Below are 17,632 nucleotides of genomic sequence, written 5' to 3'. Positions count from 1 at the left end.
GTTCGACAATCTTTGTATTTTGGCCTGTAGTGACATATTTTACGAAAGATCTGCTTAAACTTGACATTGTGTATTGTCAGTTTTATGGTTTAATAAGAACAGAATATAAGACAGGATAAAAACAACATGGATAAGCACGTCGATCTGCTCATTGTAGGTGCTGGTATTTCAGGCATTGGCCTTGCGGCACATTTAACCAAGTATTGTCCACAACGTTCGTTTGAAATTATTGAACGTCGTGACAGCTTTGGTGGAACATGGGATTTGTTTAAATACCCAGGTATTCGTTCTGATTCCGATATGTCGACCTTTGGTTTTAATTTTAAACCGTGGCAACAAGCCAGCGTTTTGGCAGATGGTTCTTCGATTAAGGGCTATTTGGCGGAAGTCATTGATGAACAGAAACTCAAAGAAAAAATTCATTTTAAGCATCGTGTACTCAGCGCCAATTATGATTCTGCTCAGAAAAAGTGGCAGGTCGTGATTGAGAATGCAAAAGGCAAAAAAGAAAACTGGATTGCAAATTTTGTGTTTGGCTGTACAGGCTATTATAACTACGACCAAAGCTACCAACCTGATTTTCCAAATAAAGAAGTATTTAAAGGCGAGTTTGTAAATCCACAGTTTTGGCCTGAAAAATTAGATTATACAGGTAAAAAAGTCGTCATTATTGGTAGTGGTGCGACAGCGATTACACTGGTGCCTGCGATGGCCAAAGGTGGGGCGGCGCATGTCACTATGCTACAACGCTCTCCAACCTATATTGCTTCGGTACCATCGATTGATTTTGTGTATGACAAAATGCGTAAAGTGTTACCTGAAGATGTGGCTTATAAGCTGACCCGTGCACGTAATATTGGGATGCAGCGCGGGATTTATGCACTCGCGCAGAAGCAACCGAAATTGCTACGCCGACTGCTGCTACAGTCGATTAAGATGCAGCTCAAAGGTAAAGTGGACATGAAACACTTCACCCCAGAATATAATCCTTGGGATCAACGTTTATGTGTGGTGCCAGATGGTGATTTATTTAAAATTCTTCGTTCAGGTCAAGCCAGTGTTGAAACAGATCAGATTGAGCGCTTTACCGAAAGCGGTCTTCAATTAAAGTCTGGTCAGCATTTAGAGGCCGATATTGTCGTCTCAGCCACAGGTCTAGAAATTCAAATCTTGGGTGGTATACAAGCAACCATTGATGGCAAACCGTTAGATACCTCTAAACATATGCTGTATCAGGGCGTGATGGTGAGTGATGTACCGAATATGGCGATGATTATTGGCTATATTAATGCGTCATGGACCTTGAAAGTGGATATTGCTGCTGAATATATTTGTCGTTTACTCAACTATATGGATCAAAAGCAGTGGGTAGAAGTAATCCCGCAGGGGGATGCGACAGAGCTCATGGATGATACGGTTATGGGTAGTTTGAGTTCGGGTTATATTGCACGTGCCGCTAATGTGATGCCAAAACAGGGTAAACATGCGCCATGGAAAGTCAGCAATAATTATCTTGCGGATCGGAAAACATTGAAAAGTGCTTCTTTTGAGGATGGAGTCCTGAAATTTGCTAAACGTGATGCAGCATTGAACCAGAAACCTAAACTGGTGTCTTAGGCTGAGTGGTTGATTTTAAAAGGAGCGTAACGCTCCTTTTTTATGGAAATGACTTTAGGGTGTTCTGTTTTTACTTTCTTAAACTGTAGGACTGGTGGATGATTTTAAAAACTTAAAAGATAGGGAATATTTTGAATATCTTAGAACAAAGTTACCAAGTCCCATCTGTGTCAAACATGATTCATGCCAAGAAATGGCACACTGATGCAGCAGATCACGCATTAGCTCCGATTATTTTAATGCACGACTCATTAGGTTGTGTGGCTTTGTGGCGGGATTTTCCTGCCCGACTGGCACAAGCGACTGCGCGTGTGGTCTATGCCTATGATCGCTTAGGTTTTGGTCTATCTGATGCGAGTACACAGCCACTGGCGCATAGTTTTGTCATCACTGAAGCAGAACAGACCTTTAAAGCTGTATTGGATTATTTTTCGATCCAGGATTTTGTCATCCTCGGGCATAGCGTGGGTGGGGGGATGTCTGTTGCGATTGCTGCGGCTTATCTAGAGCGTTGCCAAGGATTAATTTCAATCTCTGCACAGTATGCGGTTGAAGCGCTGACACTGGCGGGTATAAGTGAAGCAAAAATTGGCTTTCAACAAGCGGGACAAATGGAACGTTTAGAGAAATATCACCCTGAAAAGGCGCAGTGGGTGCTTGATGCATGGACTGAAACATGGCTGTCGCCCATTTTCCAAGATTGGAATTTGGCCAGTGTGATTGATGGTGTGCGTTGTCCAACGTTAGTTATTCATGGTGAACTGGATGAATACGGCAGTACGGCACAACCCCAGCAGATTTTTGAAGGGGTGTCAGGGCAGGCTGAACTGCACATTTTAGAAGGTTTACATCATATGCCACATAAAGAGCAACCAGAGTTGTTGGTTGCTTTGATTGCGGAGTTTCATCGAGCACATTGTTAAAAGTAAAAGCCCATCGAAAGAGGGGCTTTTTGATCTTAGAGTGAACGGGAAATTAACTCTTTCATAATTTCATTGGTTCCTGCATAAATGCGATTGGCACGATTATCTAGATAAGCTCGTGCAATCGGGTATTCCAGCATATAACCATAGCCACCATGCAGTTGTAGACATTCATCGACAACTTTAGAAAACATCTCGGAAATTTTATATTTGGCTGCTGCAGCGGCATCAATCCCGAGACTCTCTTCCAGTTGCAATTGCATACAACGGTCAAGGTAAGCACGGCAAAAATCGATTTCTGTGCGTAACTCTGCCAGTTTAAAGCGAGTATTTTGAAAGCTTGAAATTGTTTTTCCAAAAGCTTTACGCTCTTTGGTGTATTGAACAGTATGCGCAAGTGCTGCTTCTGCACCTGCTTGACAGATAATGGCCACCAACATGCGCTCCCAAGCCAGTTCTTTCATCAGCATCATAAAGCCCATGCCTTCCATACCGAGCAAGTTTTCTTTGGGCACGCGTACATGATCAAAAAACAATTCGCAGGTGTCTTGTCCTTTCATTCCAATTTTATTGAGAGGTTTACCTTTACTGAAGCCTGCACGATCAGCTTCAACGATGATTAAAGAGAGATTGGCTGAACCTTTTTCGTTATTGCCTGTCTTACAGACCACAATCGCCATATCGCAGAGATAGCCATTGGTAATGAAGATTTTAGAGCCATTGATAATGTAGTCATCCCCGTCTAAAACAGCCGTTGTTCGTACCGCTTGCAAGTCTGAGCCTGTGCCGGGTTCAGTCATCGCAATGGCTGTGACGGTTTCACCCGAAGCCATTCGCGTTAACCAATAGTGTTTTTGTGCTTCACTGCCAAAGTTATTGATATAGTTTGCGACAATGTCCGAGTGTAGTGAAAATCCAGTTGAGGAATCCATGGCATAGGCTTGCTCCTCAATCAAAATCATACTGTACAAGCGGTCTACACCTGAGCCACCATAAGCTTCAGGCATGGTGGCACACAGTAGCCCCATGGCACCTGCTTTATTCCATAGCTCACGATCTACATGCTGCTGTTGTTCATATTTTTCAATATTTGGAACAACTTCTTTGGCATAAAACTTTCGCACAGTTTCTCGAAATGCCTCGTGTTCAGCATTAAATAAGTTGCGCGGTAGCATATTGTTTAAAGGGCGAATTGCGCCTGATTGCATGGAAGCTCATCCTGATGTTGTTATTTTGCTAAGAGAGTAGTGAAAAGCAGGACATGCGACAATGGACTGAATGCTCAAATCTATTTGATTTTTTGATGAGTTTTGCCAGTTGTTAAAATTGCGACATTTAACTAGTGGCGAGGGCGGTGTGATCGGTTAAACTAAGCCGTTTCAATTAATTTGGGGAATATAATGACTGAAGAAATGAGCTTAGAAGAGCGTAAAGTAATCTATCGTGCACGTCGTGGTTTAAAAGAAATTGATGTGTACTTTGACCCTTATGTGAAAAATTATTATCTTCAGGCAGATCCTGCGGAAAAGGCCATGTTTGCGGCATTGGTTGAACAGGAAGATCCAGATTTGCTGGATTGGTTTATGGAAGTTTCTGAACCACCACGCCCTGAAATGAAAACCTTGATTCAAAAATTAAAGCATTATGTACACGGATAAGTGCAATGGAACATCGTCATTTTCAACTTAAACCCAGCCGTTTGGCTTATGTGTTTCAGTTGTCGATTTATGCCGTTCTGATGCTGGTCTTGTATCAGCTACTTCCTTTTGGACTGTGGCTGATCACTTTGGTTGCTGGCTTTGTGCTGTATTTGTTTTTTCTACGTGGGCCGCAACATTTTCAGCTTCAGCATTTAGATGGCCGTGATTGGTCTTTGTCACTTCAGAAACAAACCAATGTGCAACGAGTGCAAATCAGCCATATTGTTGATCATCGTGCTTATATTGTGATTTATTTTCAACACTTTAGAGCAAAACCGATGTTGGTTTGGTGTGATCAGTTACCCATCACGCAATGGAAAGCCCTGAAAATACTCACTAAAATGCAATAATTGTTGGACAATTTTAATTCGTAATATCCATCTAAACTATTGAAAAATAATAAATATAACCATATCTCATTTTCTGTTGTCTGACATATCTGAAGAAACTGATGTGCTTTTTTGGATTGTCAGACAACTTTCCTACAGTTTTTTGATCTTAAAATGTACATTCAAATCACCAACAGCAAACAAGGAAAATCGTATGATGATCCCAACTTGGATGTTTCTAGTGGTAGCAATTGTGTTAGCGATTGTTATAGGACGATTAGGAACTGTGCTGAAGGAACGATTTGCACCAAACAAAGCCTAGCTAGGCTTCCCAGTTGATAAGTAGCATGTGCCGAACCGTCGCTATGCTACTTTTTTTTGCCTAAAAAAAAGTTGAGGCGTCATTTTAGTCAATTTTCCGCTTTTTATTTCATGGCAGAGTAGTGGTCTGATTTAGAGTAAATACTCTTTTCTTCGGAAAATGCTTCTGCTATGTTTGTCAGCATGGACACATACAATTATACAAATAGAGGACAGGAAAATGTCGCAAGTCCAAAAAATAGGCCAAGGTGTGGCTGTTGTAGCGCTTACAAGTTTATTATTTTCGGGTTGTTCACAAGTGGTTAAAACAGGTGCCAATGTTGCGCTTGGGTTTAGTGAAAAACATATAGTACCGCCTATTTTAGCCATGGAAGACGCTGAGATGGTGTGTAATTCAGGCAATGCTTTGACTCCAGCGATTATGTCGACCAAAGACATGGGGGCAGATCCAACACGTGTGGCAGTTCTACTTTATTCAGCATCAGGTATTTGTGCGGAGAATCAGGCGCTTGAGGCAGAGTTACGTTATTTGCGTGCCTCGAAAGCAGGCAATGTCTCTGAAGCACAGGATGCTCGAATTGAACAAAAGCGTTGGGCGGCGACTGCAGCACAACGCCAATATACTGGCTATCAACTTTTTCAAAACCGCTGGGAAAAGAAATATAAGAAACCATTGGGCGAAGGCTGTCCAAAAATGAACAGCGATTTGGATCAAACTGTATATATGCTGGGGATGTTGAGTGGGTTACAAGCCATGACCAATGATATTAACTCAGGTGGTGCAGTCAATGTTCCTAAAGACATTGCGGCTATTGTTGAACGTGGGATGGTGTGTCTAGACAATGAAAAGTTTTGGGGTGCGCCCAATGCAACACGTGCGGTGATTTGGACCTTATTGCCAGGTGCGGGTGAAGGTAAACCTGATCCGTATCAGACCTTGAAACAATCGATGCAAATTGGGGAGCAAAAAGGGGTTCGTTTATCTCATGCAATGTATGCTATAGCGGCTCAAGCCAGTGGGGACGATGCCAAGATTCGAGATGCATTGAAAAGTTATGCGGCCTCTTATAGCGATGAAAAACAGAGTAATCCACAATTTAAACTGATTGATAGTATGGCCTCGAGTATGGTTCAGGGGATTTCGGATCGTTATTGGACTGAACATACCGGGACACGAACTGGGGATGGTGGTATGGCGCATTTCTGGGATGAAAAAGAAGACCGTTCTGAGCTAGATGAGTTGTTTAGTGAAAGTTAACCAATTTTAAACTGAGCCGAAGGGCAGAAAAAATAACAATAAATAAATGAGCAACACGATAAGGACATGTGATGCATGATCAATTTCTGAATCGAAAAATCATTTTGATTGCGTTTGTCGTGTCGATCTCGGCATGCCTACAGATTTTTAAAGATCAATTTATTTATTGGCGAGTGGATATTTTTCCTGAAATTTGGCGCTTGTGGACCGCGCATTGGGTACATGTGGGATGGATTCATTTTGCACTCAATATGCTGGCTTTTATGTGTTTGCCTTTTATTTTTCCACGGGCCCGTGTTTGGCATTTTGTGGCCTTATTGCTGATTTTACCGCCGTTGATTAGTCTCAGTTTTTATTATTTTCTAGCGGATATTGAAGCTTATGCAGGGCTGTCAGGTGTGCTGCATGGAATGTTCACTGCCATAGCCATTGTCCATTTGCTATACCGTAAAGAACGGATGTTTGCGAGTTTGGTGTTGTTTCTTATTTTAGGCAAATTGATTTGGGAAAACACCTTTGGCGAGAGTGCTACGGCTGAACTGATCGGGAGTCCAGTTTTGGTCGAAGCACATTTGTTGGGCGTGATCTGGGGAATTGTGATTGCAGCTTTGTATTTAATCGGGGTGAATCTATTTGATGAATAGAGGATTGACCTAAATTCTAAAAAGAAAATCCAGATTGTCATATTCAAAAATATAAATTTGATGCAAAGATAAACAAAACAAAAATCTAAAGGCATAGAGAAAGGACAAGCTCGAGCCGACTAAAACGACTGGTTCTACGGTGTATTGCGCTGGACAGAACGGTAATAAAAATAGGAAACAACATGCAAAATCATGGACAGCGCAGATCAGGACTCGATCTGCTGAAGTATATATGGACCGAGTGGATTTCTACTTTTTTCATTCTGATTTTACTGTTACTTACGCTGTTAATTGGTACAGGTGAAATGATTCATGGCCAATTACTGCGTATGGGTGAGCGCTTATATGGCGATTCAGCCACGGGTATGCAGTATTCTTTTTTAAGGGCAGAGCCTACCAAGCCAGAGTGTAATCGTCAGCCGAATGTGGATGCTTTGGTCAAAACCCAAATGCAAGCCAACGCCGCAGATGAGTTCGCTGACTTCTTTGGTACGGCTTCGGAAGCTGATGTGCGTGTGTCCATTTTGGCAGGTGTACAGCAGTGTGAAGAAAAATATCAGTTTTATGATCAAGCGATGCAACATATGGAGGCACATCCAAGTATCCGTGCCTATCGTAATTTTGAAACCACCTTTTTCGGTATTTTTAAATTCGGAACAGACAATCGTGCCATTCTATTGATTTTTATGGTGGTTTTAGCTGCGATTAGTGCCACTTTAAAAATCCATCATATTGGTTTGCGTGGCCCTGCCACCAAGCTGGATTATCGGGTTTATAGTCTCCTGATGACATTCGGTAATGGTCTATTAGCCTACTCGAGCATTAGCCAATTTAACTCAGTCAAAGACTCGGGTGTGCCGATGAATGGCGAAACCCAGCTGATTTATTGGCTGTGGATGGTTTTATTTGGCGTACTGACATTGATAAGTGTGTGGCAGCTGTTTAGCCCACCGAAAGAGGCTAAAGCTGGTGGACGTCTAGGCTTTGCTTTCCTGAGTGTGCCGCTGTATGCCTACATGGCGGTGATTACGGGTGTGGCATTTATCTTCTTCATGGACTACCCAATGGGGCAAGGGATTTATTTGGGACAGTTGGTTGAGTTCTCCAGTATTTTCCTGAATTTAGCGCTCTTCATCTGGGCGGGGATGTTGCTGAAACAAACCCGTGTTGTGGATCTGTTCTTAAATATTTTGCGTCCATGGAATTTGGCGCCTGAAACACTCACCTGGTTGATTTTAATCGCTGCAGCCTTACCAACGGCATATACGGGTGCATCGGGGATCTTTGTGATTGCAGCAGGGGCGATTATTTATAAAGAAGTCTGGAATGCAGGTGGACGTCGTCAGTTTGCTTTGGCTGCAACGGCAATGTCAGGTTCGCTGGGTGTAGTTTTGCGTCCATGTTTATTGATTGTGGTGGTGGCATCCTTAAACAAAGAAGTCACGACGGACCTGCTTTATCAATATGGTGTTTACACGTTCTTACTGACCTCAACACTTTTTTTAGTGGTTTCACTCTTCTTTGCAGAGAGTAAATTCCGCATCGCGGCACCGAGTTTGGCCGCACCGAAATCAGGGCGTGCTTTCTTAGCAGTTGTGCCTTATATCGTGATTTTTGTCCTCACGTGGATGTTCTATAAATTCTTATTAGACACTGACCTAAATGAATTTACTGCACCCGTGATGATGCCTGTGATTTTATTGATGATCGTGTTGTTTGATAAATTACGTCATCAGCCTGCGCCTTTGCCTGCTGTGGTGCATTGGGATGAGACACTCAGCGCAAATTATAACTCGGGTGGTGAGCCTGCTTTAGCGGGTGCACAAGTTGCCCATGCAGAATACCGTGAAGGGCTACATGGCAATGCTGCAGATGATGGACAGGTGGTGAATCATGGGGTGGTTCAATCTAGTTCCATGGATGTATTACGCCAAGTTGGTTTTTGGAAATCGATGCATATCTCGACCAGTGAAACCGTTGGACATATCGGTGCTTTGGTCATTTTAATGGCACTGTCAGTCAGCGTGGGCGGATTGCTTGAACGTACGGAGGTGATGAGTTTCTTCCCAACTGATATTAACAGTACGTTCTTGGTTATTAGTCTGATTTTGGGGTTGATGGTCTTTGTTGGGATGATTATGGATCCGTTTGGCGCCGTGATCTTGATTTCTGCGACAGTTGCGCCTGTGGCCTATCAATATGGTATTCATCCTGTCCATTTTTGGATGATCACCTTGATTGGCTTTGAGTTGGGCTATGTGACACCACCTGTGGCCCTTAATCATCTTTTAGCAAGACAATCCATTGGTGATGCCGAGGTGAATGAGGCCGATGAGGAAGTGCGTCATTTGTCTTTCTATTATCGTTATGAACGTTGGATTTTACCCTTGATCGTGTTGTTCCCAGCGATGCTGATCATTGCTTATGTTCCATACTTCTTTAAGTTATTTGGCTGGTATCACTAAGTTGTGAACTTGAGTTAGACCATAAAAAAAGCATCTTCGGATGCTTTTTTATGTTTTGGAGTTATTGGAGATACTTCTGAAGAAAATAGCTCTTTTTTAGGATTTACCAACGTAAATTGCCACTGATATCAAAACAAAGTACAACGATATTGCTAAGCGGCCTATCTTAGAAAATCAGCCCTCACTTAGGCTCAATGATAAGACCCAATCGGCAAATAAACTCCTTCTAAAAGATATCCTTGGCATGAGCTAGGGGCTGTGATGTATAGCGACTAGAGACTTTATTGGTGAAGGTAGTTCAAATGAGATGATGAGTTATGTAATGGCTTAGTGCTGATTGAAAGGATGGGTGAAGCAGCTAGGCAAAAAAAGACGTTAGCGTATCAGTCGATAGGCTAACGTCTTTAAAATAACAACCGTATTTTACTGAGCAGCCAATTGGGCTTCTAACAGTTTAATTTGTTCTTCTTTGAGCTTTACCAGTTCATCGGCATCTTTGTGCTGTGCTTGCAAGCTCTTTTCCTGTTCCTTCAACTGGCTTTGAATATCGTCCAGTTTCGCCACTTCTTCTTTAGCAAGTGAGGCATTTTCAGGTACAGGTGCTTTTAAAATATCTTCTTCGACCAATTTAATGGTGTTGTCAGCCATGGAGGTCGAAGCTGCTTTTTCAGCTTCTGGAAGCGCCTTCACGGTCGGTTGAATCAACTCCGCTTGGTGCACCGGTGTTGCAGACTCTTGTGCAGCAAACAACCATTGATAAAGTGCAAAAAACGCAATGATTGCGACTAAACCTGCTGTAATACCCCAGAGTAATTTAGGGTTGTTGTGTTGTACGGACGACATTCGATTCAACCTTTATTCTTTGATTGACGTGGTTTAAATTGAATGACCCCAACCTCGTCAGGGATAGCAGGGATCTGAGGCTCGTCTACATGAGTTGGACGATTCTCAGAATAACCACAGTCGATACATTCAATCCATTCATCGTCATTCGAGGTAAGCATAACAACTCGATCCATCGCCTGACATTTAGGACATTTTGCACCTGCAATGAAACGACGTTTAATAGTCATTAGACTTACCTTCTGAACAATTTAGGCGCCTAGTTTACTCACTTTTTTAGCGGTTCGTCCAACCTTGATGACGAAGTAAAGCATCTATTTTTGGCTCGCGTCCACGGAAATTGATAAATGCATCAAGCGCTGTATCTTTTCCGCCAACTGCTAGAATAAACTGGCGAAATTCTTTTCCAGTGGCAGTATTAAAAATCCCTTCATTTTCGAAACGATCGAAGGCATCACTGGCCAAAACTTCCGCCCATTTATAAGAATAATAACCTGCTGCATAGCCGCCTGCGAAAATATGGCTGAAGCTATGTTGGAATCGGTTATAAGGAGTAGTCTCTAAAACAGCGTATTGTGCACGGATGTCATTTAAGGTGGCTTGGATCTGATCTGCTTTCAAAGCAGGGGCTGCTTTATGAATGCTGAGATCGAACAGGGCAAACTCAATTTGACGTAAACTTTGCATGCCAGATTGGAAGAAACGCGCGTCCAGCAAGGCTTTGAGTAGACTTTCTGGTAAGGTTTCTTGGGTGTCAACATGTGCACTGAGCAGGTCTAAGCTTTCGGTATCCCATGCCCAAAACTCCATGAATTGGCTTGGCAACTCTACAGCATCCCATGCCACGCCGTGTGTCCCCGCAACTGCAATATTGTCAACTTCTGTCAACATATGATGTAAACCATGTCCAAATTCATGGAACAAGGTAATCACTTCATCATGTGTCAGTAGTGCTGCTTGATCTCCCACAGGTGGCGTAAAGTTACACACCATATAGCAAATCGGTTTTTGTAGGCCTTGCGTTGTTTGGGTGCGAGAGCGGAAACCACTCATCCATGCACCACCACGTTTGCCCTGACGCGCATAGAGGTCAAAGTAGAATCCACCGACCACTGCGCCTTGATCTTCGAGTTCAAAATAGCGTGCATCTGAGTGCCAAACTGGGGCTTCACGCTCCACAATTTGAATTCCATAAAGACGGTTCACAATGCTAAATAAGCCCTGCAAAATCTTAGGTGCAGGGAAGTAGGGCTTGAGTGCTTCTTGAGATAAATTGAACTGTTGGACTTTCAATTTTTCCGAATAATACGTGCTGTCCCACGGTTTTAAATCATCAATGCCATCTTCAGCGGCAATGGCTTTCAGCTCCGCCACTTCTTTGAGCGCAGGGGCACGTGAATGTTCAGCCAAATCACGTAAGAACTGATCTACGGTGGCTACATTTGGCGCCATTTTGCTGGCCAATGAAAGCTCGGCATAATTATTGAAACCTAACAGTGCAGCCATTTCCTGACGTAGGCTTAAGATTTCTTCCATCACCGCGGTGTTATCAAACTCAGCATGTTCAGACTGATCTGATGCACGTGTGGTATAGGCACGATACAGCTCTTCACGTAAAGGACGGTTTTCCGCGTAGGTCATAATCGCCAAATATGACGGGAAGTCTAAAGTGGCAACGGGTTGATCCAGTTCGCGCTGCTGACCATATTGTTTTAATAGCTCTACACTGCTTTGGGGTAATCCTGCCAGTTCGTGGTCCGCTAAAGGTTTGAAATAGGCTTGTGTAGCATCAAGAACATGGTTGGAAAAGTCGGACGATAGTTGTGATAAGCGTGCCGAGATTTCTGCATAACGTTTTTTGGCTTCACCTTCTAAAGCCACCCCAGACAGTTTGAAGTCGCGCAGTGCAAGTTTAATCGCACTTTGTTGGGCTTCAGGCAGGTGATCAAATTGTGCAGCATCATGAATGTGTTGATAGGTTTGATACAGCGCTGTGTGTTGACCTAACTCGGTATAGTATTCACTTAAGCTTGGTAATAGTGACTGGTATACCTCACGAGTTTCAGCATTGTTCATCACCGCATTGAGGTGGGACAGTACGCCCCATGCTTCACTCATATTATTTTCTAAATGATCGACTTGTTCTAAGACCGCAAGCTGTGCCTGAATGGATTCAGGGACTTCGCTCAGGTCTTTTAAAAAACTTTGACCCTGTTGAATGGCTTGTTCGATCTGTTGTTGGAGTTGTACTAAGGTGATTTGATCAAACTGTGGAACAGGCAAGGTTACTTTTTCTAATGTCATGCGTTTAAGCCAAATTAAAAGTTCAGTTATCACTAGATGTAAGGGTGATGCACTGGGAAATCAAGTTTTAATTGGTTTTGATGTTTTGCGCCGCTTGAAATTCAGCCCATGAAGGGTAGTGCTGATCAATGCGTGAGGGCTGATAAAGCACTTTGGCAAAGTTACGGGTCATACATTCAGTTGCTAAGATTTCACCGCTTTTATATTTTTCTTTGCGGTGTCGCCAAATTTCGTTTTGTCGGTAGTAGTCCGTCCCGATTTTTAGGAAGGCATGCTGTTGTTCAAACACGTGATAGACATAGCCTAAATCGACTGAGCAACGCAGTTCACCTTCTAGGCATTTCTCACTAAACCACAGCCGAATTTGAAAGCTATGCGGGGTGGGGTTGTAAAATTGATAATCAATATAGTTATAAAAAATTGCAGCGCCACTACCAAATGGAAGTACACGACCATGATCTGGAAAAGGGTCAAAGGAGTGCTGTGAACGCTGTACCACTTGCAATGGGCTATGCAAGACAAGCCAGTGAATGAGATTGGCAATTTGGCAAATACCGCCGCCAATACCACCGCGTGCTTGACCAAAGCTGAGTTCCATTCCCTCAACATAGCCTTTTTGAGTTGTTGGTTGTCCTACCAACTGACAAAAAGAAAAAGTCTGTTGTGGGTGGATTAAAATCCCAGAAATACACGGACTGGCAATTTTGAGATTGATGACTTTATTGTGTTGCCAGTGCTGATCGATGTCGCCTAATTTACGAAACAGAACGGACTGATGCTTTTTGACGCGAAAAGCCAAAGGAGCGTTAGAAAATGAATGTGCGTAGTCTTTCCCATCTGTTTTCCATTGCCAATAGCGCATCATACGTCGGCTACGCGTGGCCATGAAGTAAAGCAAGGGATGATATTGGCTGATGGGTTTGCTTAAAAATAAACGCAAAAAATTCATGTTGGCCCTATGAAAAAAGGTGCTAGGACACATTAAGCCCTAGCACCTTTTTCATCATTTACTCAGTTTTCGCTTTTGCGTTTGATTTTTTCTTTTTAAGTTTAGCCTTTTTCTTCACTTTATCTTTAACCTTTGTTTCAGACTTTGATGAAGATTTTTTACCAGGCTTTTTGCTGTAGGAGCTAGGTTGGGATTTATCTTTTTTGCGTCGTATGGGCTGGTCTCCGCTGTTACTGGGAGAGGCGTTTGTCGACTCGCTGAAGACTTCTTCTTTACTTTCGCTTCGTGCTGTTTTGGCTTTACCAACACGGGGTGCTCGACTACGTATGGGCCGACCACCATGTGAGAGTTGCTGCAATAATTCAAAATCAATTTTGCGATCTTCTAAATTCACTGCTGCAACTTTGATTTTCACTTCATCGCCCAAGCTAAAGCTTTGACCGCGTGCCTGCCCAATCAAGCTCTGACTTGGTTGGTCATAGACAAAGTAGTCATCGCCTAGTTGGCTGACATGGATCATGCCGTCAACATATAAGTCTTTGAGCGTGACAAATAGACCAAATTCCGCTACGGCAGAAATGGTGCCGACAAACTCTTCACCTAAATGTTGCTGCATATAATGACATTTCAACCATGTGGTGACAGAGCGAGACGCTTCATCTGCACGACGCTCAGTCGCTGAGAAATGTTGACCAGCATCATCCAAAGCAGCCCCTGAAAGAGGTGCAGGTTTATGTTTTAACTTGGCTTTAATCGCACGGTGTAACAACAAGTCTGGGTAGCGACGAATTGGGGAAGTGAAGTGCGTATAGGCTTCATATGCCAAACCAAAGTGACCTGCGTTATTCGCACCATAGTAGGCTTGCATCATTGAACGTAACAGCACGGCATGGATACTTGGAGCATCAATACGATCTTTGGTTGCATCAATCACGGCTTGGTAGTCTTTCTGAGTCGGCTGTTCTGGGAACGGTAGACCGAGCAGTTTGACAAAATCGCGTACTTTTTGAATACGTGAAAACTCAGGTGGTTCATGAATACGGTATAACATTGGCACATCATGTTGTAGCGCATATTCAGCCGCTGCCACGTTTGCCAATAACATACATTCTTCAATCAGTTTATGCGCATCATTACGCGTACGCGGTAAAATTTCCTTAATGCCGCCCAGTTCATCAAAGGTCATGTAGGTTTCAACGGTTTCAAATTCCATAGCATGACGTTCTGCACGTAAACCTTTGAGGACTTGATAAAGTTGGAACAGGGTGTTTAAGGATTTGCGTACATCACGGTCTTCTGGGATGGCACTGCTGTCACCTTCAAAGTATTGAGCAACGTTGGTATAGGTTAAACGTGCTTTTGAGTGCATCACAGATGGGTAGAACTCAAACTTGGTGACGCGACCGGCACGTGACAGGTTTAAATCACAGACCATACACAGACGGTCTACATGTGGATTGAGTGAGCATAAGCCATTCGAAAGAGCTTCAGGCAACATCGGTAAAACAAAGTGCGGGAAATACACTGATGTACCCCGTTCTTGGGCTTCATCATCCAGTGGTTTGCCTGAACGGACATAGTGACTGACATCTGCAATGGCCACCACCACACGGTAACCGCCGCCTGGACGTTTTTCTGCATAGACTGCATCATCAAAGTCGCGTGCATCTTCACCATCAATAGTGACTAAGGCTAAATCTCGTAGGTCAATACGACCTTCACGGTCCTGCGCTGAAGGCTCTTTAAAGCTTTCTGCTTCTTTAATCACTTCTTCTGGGAATTCATACGGCAAACCAAACTCTAAAATGGTTTGGGGAATAATAATTTCAGTATCGGCCTTGTCTGCCATCGATTGCACAATATGACCTGTCGCCAACTCATCTTTGGTTGGGTAGTCATCAATTGCAACACGAACCGAATCGCCCACTTTGACTTGTGCGTGTTCGATTAACTCTTTTTCTAAAGTAATCGGTTGGTGCGCATTGGGATTTGCTGGTTGAATAAAGTATTCACCGTCATGTATCGATACTTTACCAATGATTTGCTTCACACGGTGTTGCACCACTTCGGTAATAAAGCCCCAAGCTTTACCTTTGCGGTCTACTGAGGTTTGACGCACTTTAACACGGTCACCATTAAACACTTGGCGCAGTTCGCGTTCAGGTAGAAGTAAGTCTTCATGCCCTGCAATATTCGCCGTGCCAAAGCCTTTACTGTTGATGTAAACCGTTGCTTCATGTTCAGGTTGCTCTTCGGCAATTTGAAACTTGAAGCCATCTTTCATCAGTTGACCATCACGAACCATCGCAATCAGACGATGGCTGAGCGCTTCAATGCTTTTTTGGTCTGCAATTTCAAAAATTTCGACCAAGTCCGCATGCGATAAAGCCGTCTTTTTTTCTTCGATGGTTTCTAAAATGAGCGTGCGGCTCGGAATAGGGTTGTCATAACGTTCAGCTTCAGCTTTTGCTTCAGGATCGACCCAATTTTTCATAATGTCTTTGGCTGTATGTCAGTAGATAGGATTAGCATAAGTCATGCGAAGACAGACTGCACGCAAATGATTGCAATATTGTGTTTTATGTCGGCAATTTAGAATATCTGCTGTTTTATTCAACATGCAGATGTAGAGAAAAGAATAAATTCGGCTGAATCCGCTCTAAATTGTTTAAAAAGTATTTAATTGAACAGAAATATGCAAAAAATTGAGTGTCTGTGCTTGCAGTGCTAGCATGAAGTTTGTATTATGGCCGCACGTTACGGTGAGATGGGTGAGTGGCTGAAACCACATCCCTGCTAAGGATGCGTACGGGTAACTGTACCGAGGGTTCGAATCCCTCTCTCACCGCCAACTTTACTTATGTCGCGCTCATAGCTCAGCTGGATAGAGCACTTGGCTACGAACTAAGGGGTCGGGAGTTCGAATCTCTCTGAGCGCACCAATAAGTAAATTGTATGTAACGTATCGCCTGAATTGGCACACAAGTAATGCGCTCATAGCTCAGCTGGATAGAGCACTTGGCTACGAACTAAGGGGTCGGGAGTTCGAATCTCTCTGAGCGCACCAACTTGAACAATCAACCGCACATGTTGCGGTTTTTTTGTGTCTGATCGTTTTATATTTGAAAAATATTAATTTTTCAAGAATGTAATTAATGTGATTGCAATTAAATAGCAATAACACATACAGATTGCGATAATAATAGTTTTATTGATCTTTTTTTGCATTTTAATATTTTGAGGAATACTATCGGAAATCTGAAAAGATGCCACGGATCCGAAGAATAAATAACTTATAAATATGAGTATGAGTGAAATCCATAAACTATTTTTTTTATTAGAAATAGAATTTTGATCATCTGGAGGTGTAGTTAAATAATTAAATGTTTGTTGGCGATTATTTTGATCTATGAAAACGATGTCTTTTAAATGTAGTGAAGTATATCGCCCTGTCTGTTTATGTATTTGAGCGTAAAAAAGTACACTTTCAACTTTTATTTCAGATGAATAAGCTAATTTACAGATATTTTTTAGTTTGTTAGTGCAAAGTTGAGAATAAAATACGTCACCATCCTGGCTTATATATAGGCTTTTACGATTATCTCGAAATTTTGACACGGTAAAAAAATAGTTTGAAGTCATATGCCTTTCAAATACGTGCCATTCGTTTGAGTGTAAGCTTTCAATATATCGAACTTGATTTTTTATTGTTTTAATAGAATAGCCAATGACGATGAGCAGGATAAGTACAGATGCTATTGCTGGTCCAATTTTACTCATGTTTAAAGTTGATTGATCTACTTGATTTGGCATTTGTATCTTAAATTAATTTTATGTAATTCTTCTATTTGATTATAAAGAATCTCATACTAGTTGTGGTTGCTGTTTGTGAATTTGCACTAATTTTTAATGTATTGAGTGAATGTTGTAATTATTTATATATTTTTTAGCGACTTAATCTGATTTATGTACGATTAATAAACATTTGATGGTTTGTTGCTACAAAATGACTTATCAAAATGAAATAAACCATATACAATGCATCCGATCAAGACGTCGCGCTCATAGCTCAGCTGGATAGAGCACTTGGCTACGAACTAAGGGGTCGGGAGTTCGAATCTCTCTGAGCGCACCAACTTGATCAATATTGAAAAAACCGCACATGTTGCGGTTTTTTTGTGCCTGCACTTTCTATTCAGTAGAAATCCATAGTATGGATGGATTTTTTGCCGTAGTTATTCAGTTGTTTCTTGCATCTCAGTTTTATAATGCGGTTCTG

Annotated in this window: 13 protein-coding genes, 4 tRNA genes and 2 pseudogenes; 12 read left to right on the top strand and 7 right to left on the bottom strand. The window is 42.4% G+C overall.

All coding sequences use genetic code 11. The annotated features are described in order from the left end of the window. Nucleotides 1-126 precede the first annotated feature (126 nt). Nucleotides 127-1,617, top strand: coding sequence for a flavin-containing monooxygenase (locus F946_RS00470; protein WP_004977900.1), 1,491 nt, complete (start codon nt 127-129; stop codon nt 1,615-1,617). A 131-nt stretch (nt 1,618-1,748) separates the two neighbouring features. After that, the gene (locus F946_RS00465) at nt 1,749-2,540 is read left to right on the top strand and encodes an alpha/beta fold hydrolase (RefSeq protein WP_004977899.1); all 792 of its coding nucleotides are present in this window, start codon (nt 1,749-1,751) and stop codon (nt 2,538-2,540) included. 35 nt (nt 2,541-2,575) lie between these two features. Here the strand turns inward: F946_RS00465 and F946_RS00460 are convergent, their stop codons facing one another. Continuing rightward, entirely contained in the window at nt 2,576-3,748 is a 1,173-nt protein-coding gene (locus F946_RS00460) for an acyl-CoA dehydrogenase family protein (protein ID WP_004977897.1), read from the bottom strand. A gap of 192 nt (nt 3,749-3,940) precedes the next feature. Here F946_RS00460 and F946_RS00455 point away from each other — a divergent pair, with 192 nt between their 5' ends. The 6 genes and pseudogenes from F946_RS00455 to F946_RS17540 all read left to right on the top strand — a co-directional run. Further along, a complete protein-coding gene (locus tag F946_RS00455) occupies nt 3,941-4,198 on the top strand; it encodes an FAD assembly factor SdhE (protein WP_004977895.1) in 258 nt (85 codons plus the stop codon). Between the two features lie 5 nt (nt 4,199-4,203). Continuing rightward, nucleotides 4,204-4,590, top strand: coding sequence for a protein YgfX (locus F946_RS00450; RefSeq protein ID WP_004977893.1), 387 nt, complete (start codon nt 4,204-4,206; stop codon nt 4,588-4,590). A 520-nt stretch (nt 4,591-5,110) separates the two neighbouring features. After that, complete coding sequence (locus F946_RS17340) at nt 5,111-6,148, top strand: hypothetical protein (protein ID WP_004977889.1); 1,038 nt, start codon at nt 5,111-5,113, stop codon at nt 6,146-6,148. 71 nt (nt 6,149-6,219) lie between these two features. Continuing rightward, nucleotides 6,220-6,792: a rhombosortase gene (gene rrtA, locus F946_RS00440; protein WP_004977887.1), complete on the top strand. Its 573-nt coding sequence runs from the start codon at nt 6,220-6,222 to the stop codon at nt 6,790-6,792. Nucleotides 6,793-6,974: 182 nt separating this feature from the next. After that, nucleotides 6,975-8,577, top strand: a pseudogene (locus F946_RS00435) (TRAP transporter large permease subunit); the annotation flags it as partial. Nucleotides 8,578-8,717: 140 nt separating this feature from the next. Then, nucleotides 8,718-9,257 (top strand): annotated as a pseudogene (locus F946_RS17540) (TRAP transporter large permease subunit); the annotation flags it as partial. Nucleotides 9,258-9,680: 423 nt separating this feature from the next. On the opposite strand, the gene F946_RS00430 reads toward F946_RS17540, so the two are convergent. Genes F946_RS00430 through rnr form a run of 5 tightly spaced genes read right to left on the bottom strand, consistent with a single transcriptional unit; the run spans nt 9,681 to nt 15,850 of the window. Next, nucleotides 9,681-10,100, bottom strand: coding sequence for a hypothetical protein (locus tag F946_RS00430; RefSeq protein WP_004977884.1), 420 nt, complete (start codon nt 10,098-10,100; stop codon nt 9,681-9,683). A 5-nt stretch (nt 10,101-10,105) separates the two neighbouring features. Further along, entirely contained in the window at nt 10,106-10,324 is a 219-nt protein-coding gene (locus F946_RS00425; protein ID WP_171065374.1) for a YheV family putative zinc ribbon protein, read from the bottom strand. Between the two features lie 52 nt (nt 10,325-10,376). After that, nucleotides 10,377-12,419, bottom strand: a complete 2,043-nt coding sequence (locus F946_RS00420; RefSeq protein ID WP_171065373.1) for a M3 family metallopeptidase — start codon at nt 12,417-12,419, stop codon at nt 10,377-10,379. A 52-nt stretch (nt 12,420-12,471) separates the two neighbouring features. Next, nucleotides 12,472-13,353, bottom strand: coding sequence for a VanW family protein (locus F946_RS00415; RefSeq protein WP_035326210.1), 882 nt, complete (start codon nt 13,351-13,353; stop codon nt 12,472-12,474). 58 nt (nt 13,354-13,411) lie between these two features. Further along, nucleotides 13,412-15,850 carry a ribonuclease R gene (rnr, locus tag F946_RS00410; RefSeq protein ID WP_212749323.1) on the bottom strand — a complete coding sequence of 813 codons (2,439 nt, stop codon included), beginning with the start codon at nt 15,848-15,850 and terminating at the stop codon, nt 13,412-13,414. 264 nt (nt 15,851-16,114) lie between these two features. Here rnr and F946_RS00405 point away from each other — a divergent pair. The 3 genes from F946_RS00405 (at nt 16,115) to F946_RS00395 (ending at nt 16,420) form a co-directional block, all read left to right on the top strand. Then, nucleotides 16,115-16,204: transfer RNA gene (locus F946_RS00405), tRNA-Ser, on the top strand. A 14-nt stretch (nt 16,205-16,218) separates the two neighbouring features. Beyond that, nucleotides 16,219-16,295, top strand: a tRNA-Arg gene (locus tag F946_RS00400). A gap of 48 nt (nt 16,296-16,343) precedes the next feature. Beyond that, a tRNA-Arg gene (locus F946_RS00395) sits at nt 16,344-16,420 on the top strand. A 65-nt stretch (nt 16,421-16,485) separates the two neighbouring features. On the opposite strand, the gene F946_RS00390 is transcribed toward F946_RS00395, so the two are convergent. After that, nucleotides 16,486-17,166 (bottom strand): hypothetical protein, encoded by a 681-nt coding sequence (locus F946_RS00390; protein ID WP_004977864.1) that lies wholly within the window; start codon nt 17,164-17,166, stop codon nt 16,486-16,488. Nucleotides 17,167-17,411: 245 nt separating this feature from the next. On the opposite strand from F946_RS00390, the gene F946_RS00385 reads away from it, so the two are divergent. Beyond that, a tRNA-Arg gene (locus F946_RS00385) sits at nt 17,412-17,488 on the top strand. The last annotated feature ends 144 nt before the right edge of the window (nt 17,489-17,632 follow it).

This window comes from Acinetobacter johnsonii ANC 3681, assembly GCF_000368805.1.
Classification (GTDB): domain Bacteria; phylum Pseudomonadota; class Gammaproteobacteria; order Pseudomonadales; family Moraxellaceae; genus Acinetobacter; species Acinetobacter johnsonii.
This window is presented reverse-complemented; position numbering and strand designations above follow the sequence as displayed.

Coding starts and splice junctions, on each gene's coding strand:
- F946_RS00390 (WP_004977864.1), bottom strand. CDS start 17,166: ATGCCAAATCAAGTAGATCAATCAACTTTAAACATGAGTAAAATTGGA.
- F946_RS00450 (WP_004977893.1), top strand. CDS start 4,204: ATGGAACATCGTCATTTTCAACTTAAACCCAGCCGTTTGGCTTATGTG.
- F946_RS17340 (WP_004977889.1), top strand. CDS start 5,111: ATGTCGCAAGTCCAAAAAATAGGCCAAGGTGTGGCTGTTGTAGCGCTT.
- F946_RS00470 (WP_004977900.1), top strand. CDS start 127: ATGGATAAGCACGTCGATCTGCTCATTGTAGGTGCTGGTATTTCAGGC.
- F946_RS00430 (WP_004977884.1), bottom strand. CDS start 10,100: ATGTCGTCCGTACAACACAACAACCCTAAATTACTCTGGGGTATTACA.
- rrtA (WP_004977887.1), top strand. CDS start 6,220: ATGCATGATCAATTTCTGAATCGAAAAATCATTTTGATTGCGTTTGTC.
- F946_RS00415 (WP_035326210.1), bottom strand. CDS start 13,353: ATGAATTTTTTGCGTTTATTTTTAAGCAAACCCATCAGCCAATATCAT.
- F946_RS00455 (WP_004977895.1), top strand. CDS start 3,941: ATGACTGAAGAAATGAGCTTAGAAGAGCGTAAAGTAATCTATCGTGCA.
- F946_RS00460 (WP_004977897.1), bottom strand. CDS start 3,748: ATGCAATCAGGCGCAATTCGCCCTTTAAACAATATGCTACCGCGCAAC.